Annotated in this window: 6 protein-coding genes and 1 pseudogene; 2 read left to right on the top strand and 5 right to left on the bottom strand. The window is 42.1% G+C overall.

Annotated features, from left to right (window positions below; all coding sequences use genetic code 11):
• A pseudogene (locus GRP75_RS18115) lies at positions 1 to 211 on the bottom strand (2,3,4,5-tetrahydropyridine-2,6-dicarboxylate N-acetyltransferase); the annotation flags it as partial.
• Positions 212 to 423: 212 nt separating this feature from the next.
• On the bottom strand, positions 424 to 1,332 hold the full coding sequence (locus GRP75_RS18110) for a hypothetical protein (protein ID WP_160789971.1): 909 nt from the start codon (positions 1,330 to 1,332) through the stop codon (positions 424 to 426).
• 233 nt (positions 1,333 to 1,565) lie between these two features.
• Here GRP75_RS18110 and GRP75_RS18105 point away from each other — a divergent pair, with 233 nt between their 5' ends.
• Positions 1,566 to 2,510, top strand: a complete 945-nt coding sequence (locus tag GRP75_RS18105; protein WP_076157265.1) for a DMT family transporter — start codon at positions 1,566 to 1,568, stop codon at positions 2,508 to 2,510.
• Positions 2,511 to 2,585: 75 nt separating this feature from the next.
• Entirely contained in the window at positions 2,586 to 3,449 is an 864-nt protein-coding gene (locus GRP75_RS18100) for a sulfurtransferase (RefSeq protein ID WP_160789970.1), read from the top strand.
• A gap of 161 nt (positions 3,450 to 3,610) precedes the next feature.
• Here the strand turns inward: GRP75_RS18100 and GRP75_RS18095 are convergent, their stop codons facing one another.
• From GRP75_RS18095 to GRP75_RS18085, 3 genes are all read right to left on the bottom strand, one after another.
• Positions 3,611 to 4,237 carry a class I SAM-dependent methyltransferase gene (locus GRP75_RS18095; protein WP_069080345.1) on the bottom strand — a complete coding sequence of 209 codons (627 nt, stop codon included), beginning with the start codon at positions 4,235 to 4,237 and terminating at the stop codon, positions 3,611 to 3,613.
• 21 nt (positions 4,238 to 4,258) lie between these two features.
• Positions 4,259 to 4,714 carry a DinB family protein gene (locus tag GRP75_RS18090; RefSeq protein ID WP_160789969.1) on the bottom strand — a complete coding sequence of 152 codons (456 nt, stop codon included), beginning with the start codon at positions 4,712 to 4,714 and terminating at the stop codon, positions 4,259 to 4,261.
• 235 nt (positions 4,715 to 4,949) lie between these two features.
• Positions 4,950 to 5,504 (bottom strand): hypothetical protein, encoded by a 555-nt coding sequence (locus GRP75_RS18085; protein WP_075154537.1) that lies wholly within the window; start codon positions 5,502 to 5,504, stop codon positions 4,950 to 4,952.
• Between the last annotated feature and the right edge of the window lie 18 nt (positions 5,505 to 5,522).

Raw genomic sequence — 5,522 nt, 5'->3', positions numbered from 1 at the left:
CTTCTTCTTTCGCGTTTGCGCTATCCAGTACAGGCTTGATATCAGCCCAATCCCCAAATACAACACCACTGTCTCCAGAAATAAAAGCCTGAACATTCTCGCCAAAAGATGCGGAAGCCAAAGCTCCTTTTACATATACTTTAACAGGCGTCTTTTTCTTGCTGTTTTTAATCACGTTGATGACTTCTTGTGTATTCATTTCGATGGACATAGTAAATCTAACAACTCCTTCATCGCTTCATACGACTTCGCAAGCCGGAATGATCTTATTCTCTCATCCTTTATAGCACAAAAGTGCAGGTCTCGCAATTATAGATTAGACCCTTATAGCTCTAACCTAGCCCTTAAAATAACTATTTTCAGCGGCAAAACTGCCTTAAATTCATAATTGTAAGCCGCCGACCATCCCACACCAAAGTAGGGTTATTTATTAGCTTGCAGGCTCTCCAGCGATGTATAAATGAAGGATTCGAATCCTTCAGCAGGTTCACCTTGTGGAATGTTCACTTTCACGATGAAACCGCCTGTTTTATTTTCTACAACAATATATTGTTGTGTGATCTTCGAACCGCTCGCTTGCAAGAACAGACGGCTGCTGGTCAGCTCTTGAGGGACGGATGCTTTGTCCAGCTTTTGCACCTTGCCGATGGAAGCTAGATCCTTTTCGCCTTCTTTTTGAAGCTCATCCAGATTAAAATCGGAGGGCAGCTTCGTAATTTCAGCATAATAGTTATCATCTACAGCCAAGGCAACACGGTTTTGATCGGGAAACAGGGACATCGGATCAAACACATACAGTGAATATCCCTCTCCTTTTGCCAATGTTGCTGTCTGCTTTTCCTTTTTTCCTTCAAGGGTAAGCTCAAAAGCTTGAGTTTTCGAGCGTTCCCCGCCTGCTTGTTGACCAGAACTTCCGTTTTGACTGCTATCTGTTGCAGCCTCTGTTTTTTGTATTTTCGTTAAAGTCAGTTGCTTCGCCGTCGCGTCGCCCTCTACTGCTTTCTCGTTATATTCAAACGCTACTGTATCGCCTTCTTTAAGACCAGCTATTACCGTGTCCAGTCCCTCCCCCAATTGGAAGGATTGGGCTTCGCCATTGGTTTCAATCTCAACCGTATGCGGGTCAGCAGCTCCATTGTATACACCTGTGCCTTTTTTAACCTCCGGCTCAGCGACTGGCTCCGGTTTAACTTGCGGCTGCTGTTGCGTTTGCGGTTGGTCTGCCCCTTGAGGTGCGTTGTTATTGGTTTGCGGTTTCGTTCCACAGGCTGACAGAGCCAGCACTGCCACTACAGTCAGTAGTATGATTGAAAATGTGTTTTGTTTTTTCATAAAATCCACCTCCACTATGATAGACGAGCTTGTGCAGCAAAAGTTCTACGCAGCATCTCACTTAAAATCCTACCTCCTGCTCCCGTTTATAATATTCTCAGGATTTTGCAAAATCCTAATACCACGGGAATGTCAGGTACGGTATAATGGGCTGTATTAAACCTATTTTTCGAGATACCGCTTGGAAGGAACATAGACGTATTTACTTTCTTCCATACGGATGGAGCTGCCACATGAATCAAGCACACAAACCGTCGTTTTCCTTTGAATTATTGTACATCGTAGGTATTATCGCTATTTCGTTCTCCTCGATCTTCGTAAGATGGTCTGAAGCCGAGGTGTCCGTCATCGCTATGTACCGTTTGTACCTAACCAATCTGATCATGCTGCCTTTGGTCTGGAAGTACCGCACTGAGCTGTTTAGCCTGACCCGCAAGCAGTGGATGCTGATCCTCTGGTCCGGTATTGCGCTGGGGCTGCATTTTTTGCTCTGGATGGGCTCACTGCGACTGACCACCGTTGCAAGCTCTACCGTTATTATGACATTGGAGCCGATCCTTGTCATGCTCGGTTCTTTTTTGTTTTTCCGGACGGGCACGAATCGTGCTATGCTCATCGGAATGGGTATGGCTTTTATCGGCTCACTGGCCATCGGAGCTGGAGACTTCCACGTATCGGGACAAGCCCTGCTCGGGGATGCACTGTCCTTCTTGGGTATGGTAGCCGTGTCCATCCATATGCTGATGGGCAAGCATCTGCGCGAGCATTTGAGCGCATTTGTGTATAATTTTTGGGTTTTCGCCATCGCAGCCACCTCACTTGCGCTGTATAATGTGGTCAATGCCATTCCTTTTACCGGATACGCTCCACGGGAATGGGGACTGTTCCTGCTGCTTGCCATTGTGCCTACGCTGTTCGGACATTACCTGTTTAACTGGCTGCTCAAATACATTAACGCCACCGCGGTGTCGATGGCGGTACTCGGCGAACCCGTTATTTCTTCCCTGCTAGCTTGGGTGCTGCTCGGGGAAAGGTTGTCTACTTTACAATTTGGTGCAGGCTTTTTCATCCTGTTCGGGGTATGGATTTTTATCCGATACGGAGCGGATTTTAAAAAGAAAGTCATCCACCAAAGTGAGTTGCCCGACACTGAGCATCCCCTGAAGGCCAGCTCTTAACTTATTTACCCCATTTTCATAAACCATACTCAACGGATTAAATTTACTGTTAAATAAAGGAAGGCGGAATCCTCTATGAAATCCATCGTATCCAAACGCTGGCTGCTGGCCCGATTGTATGAGCCGGACATGATCATTGCTGACTGCCGTTCCCTGCTCGGACAAGCCGGGGCTGGACGGACTCAATTTAATGAAGACCATATTCCAGGGGCGGTTCACTTCGATTTGGAAGAAGACCTTACTGCTCCTCTTGGTGAGCATGGTGGTCGCCATCCATTACCTGATGCGGATACACTTGCCGCACGTCTGAGTCGTGCCGGGATCAACGCATCTTCACGCATCGTCGCTTATGATGACCAAGGCGGTATGATGGCTTCCCGCTTCTGGTGGCTCCTGCGCTATCTCGGGCATGAGCAGGTGTACGTACTGGAAGAAGGCTACAGTGCCTGGAAGGAAGCAAAATTCCCCGTTACGGCAGATCAGCCGATTCGCATTCCCTCGACCTTTGTGGCAAATGTTCAGCCACAAATGCTCACAAGTATGAAAGAAGTACAACATATATCCGAAGATTCTGCTCCTGTTGGCTCCTATATCGGTTTTTCACCTATACTGATCGACTCCAGAGAGCGGCCGCGCTACCTGGGACTGGAAGAGCCCATAGATCAAGCTGCGGGGCATATCCCCGGTGCGGTGAATTACTTTTGGAAAGAAGTATTGGACGAAAAAGGCAGCTTTAAAAATGCGGAACAATTGCAGCAGCACTTTGCCGACCTTGATCCAAACGCAGAAATTATCGTGTATTGCGGTTCTGGCGTATCCGCCTGTCCCAATGCACTGGCCCTGAATGAAGCTGGATTTAGTAAGGTCCGTTTATATCCGGGAAGCTGGAGCGACTGGATCAGCTATGAGGAGAATCCGGTGGCGACCGGAGAGGAATAAAAAGTTTTCAACGGATATACAGGTTCTAAAGACAAATACACTGTCCTAAGCGATTAGGCTTACGGCAGTGTATTTGCTTTGTTCAAAAAGCACAAAAAATCAACTTGAGCTGAGTGAAGCAATAAAACGATGTAGTTGAAGTTACTTGCTTCTTATAATAGCTATCCAATCTTTTGAACAAATATATATCTTAATTCATATTTTTTCTGTTTTTTTTCTGCATATATCAGAGTTTCTCTTATGGAACCCGTTTCTAGTATAATCAAATCATTAAAATGTTCTATTAAATCTTCTTCAGTAAAGAAGTGAGCATATTTACCTTTCTTGTATTCATATGTTCCTTCTTCAATTTCCCTACCCACACCATTATTAAAATCACAATCAGAAAAACATGTGAAATACATTACTCCCAATTCCTTCAAATGCTTCACGCAATTCTGTATCAGTTTTTTTCGGTCCTCTAACAAAAATAAATGCAATAAATCATAACAATATATTCCATCATACCTTTGGCTTGTACTAAACTCTAATACCGATTCTTGAATAAAATTCGTTTTTAAGTCCCATTCTTTTGCTAGATTTATAGCTGAACTAGATATCTCAATTCCATCAACCTGAAAATAAGAAGAGAACGCCTTCGTATTTCTTCCATATCCAGCACCAGGAACCAAAATATCATGTACATTATTCTTTTTGAACAAATCTATAGCTTGGGTTACAGTTTGACTTGGTTCACAACCCCAAATCATCCCTTCTTCAGTAAATCTTTTGTTCCAATAATCCCCCATATGATTCACCCGCCTATATACTCACATAGCTTTTCTTTTAAGTTCATCAATCTGTCTGATATGATGTTGATCATGCCAGATAAAATCTCTTAAATATGATATTACAGTAAACTTCCCGTTAGCATATTCTTTAGTAAACTTATCGTCTTCAAAACTCTCTATACTCTCCAATATCATGTTACGGTACTGAATAGTCATTTTAATTAATTCTTCTTTCGTTTTTGTTTTTCCATATTCAATAGCATCCTGATTAAATTGTTCAAAATCCATATGTGTTAATGTCAAAGGTGTATTGTTTAATATGGGACTTATTGCTGCTTCAAAAAAGTATTTATCCCACAGCAGTATATGACTTACGACATCCTGAACTGACCATTTACCTTCAGCAATCGTTATTTGCCAATCCATTTCACGAATCTCAGAAACAAAACCGATCCATTCTTTGAACTCCTCTAGTAACCGTGACTTCTCATTCATGGTATCACGCTCCTTTTTTCAAATTGCAATTATTTAGGATAACGTTTTTGTATTCACGCTCCCCCAAAGGGGTTGTCTGCTGAAAATCCTTTTTCGAGACTCCTTCTCGCAGACCTAGGCTCCGTAAGGAGATGCAGTTGAATATTAAGTATAGGATATCCACCACATTTTTTTGAGCTACTAACATCTTCTAATCCCACATAACTCACCTGATAAATAAGACGAATATTCTGTCCTAACCAAACCAGAAAATCACTCTTACATCTTCAGCATTCCCTAATTTCAATAATTTTGGAATTGTTTCATTGATGAAGTTCGAACATGTATTCATAATATTTCTGTATTCCATAAATTGATCACAATAATAATTTTCATCCCATTTAAAATTAATTAAATCCTTCAATAATAGCCAACTGTGGTCATAAAAATCATCTTTATCCTCGAATGCAACTTCACTCAATTGAGGGGAAATATCCACTGGAAGACCTCTTGGCAAAGATATAAACTTTAGATTATGATCATTCCTAGTATTCGATAGAATACTAAATAAATCATAGTTTCTATCCCCACTGTAAAATTCATAAGGATCACTTGGTTTCAATTTAGAAGTCTTGTGTTCTGGATACAGATAGTAATAAGGATTAACAGTCCACTTATCTACACTTAACCAAGTAGCAGTATCATTTAATTCTTGCTTACTCTTTTTGATTTTTCTCCAAGTACCATCAATCTGTTCACATTCGTCTCTGAAGTACCTTTTCTCTACAAAAAACCAAATGTCTGTACCCACATATAGCCTCCCACAATG

It is taken from the genome of Paenibacillus sp. OT2-17 (assembly GCF_009827695.1).
Lineage (GTDB): Bacteria > Bacillota > Bacilli > Paenibacillales > Paenibacillaceae > Paenibacillus > Paenibacillus polymyxa_B.
The sequence above is the reverse complement of the archived record's forward strand: the minus strand, read 5'-3'. Positions and strand labels throughout refer to the sequence as shown.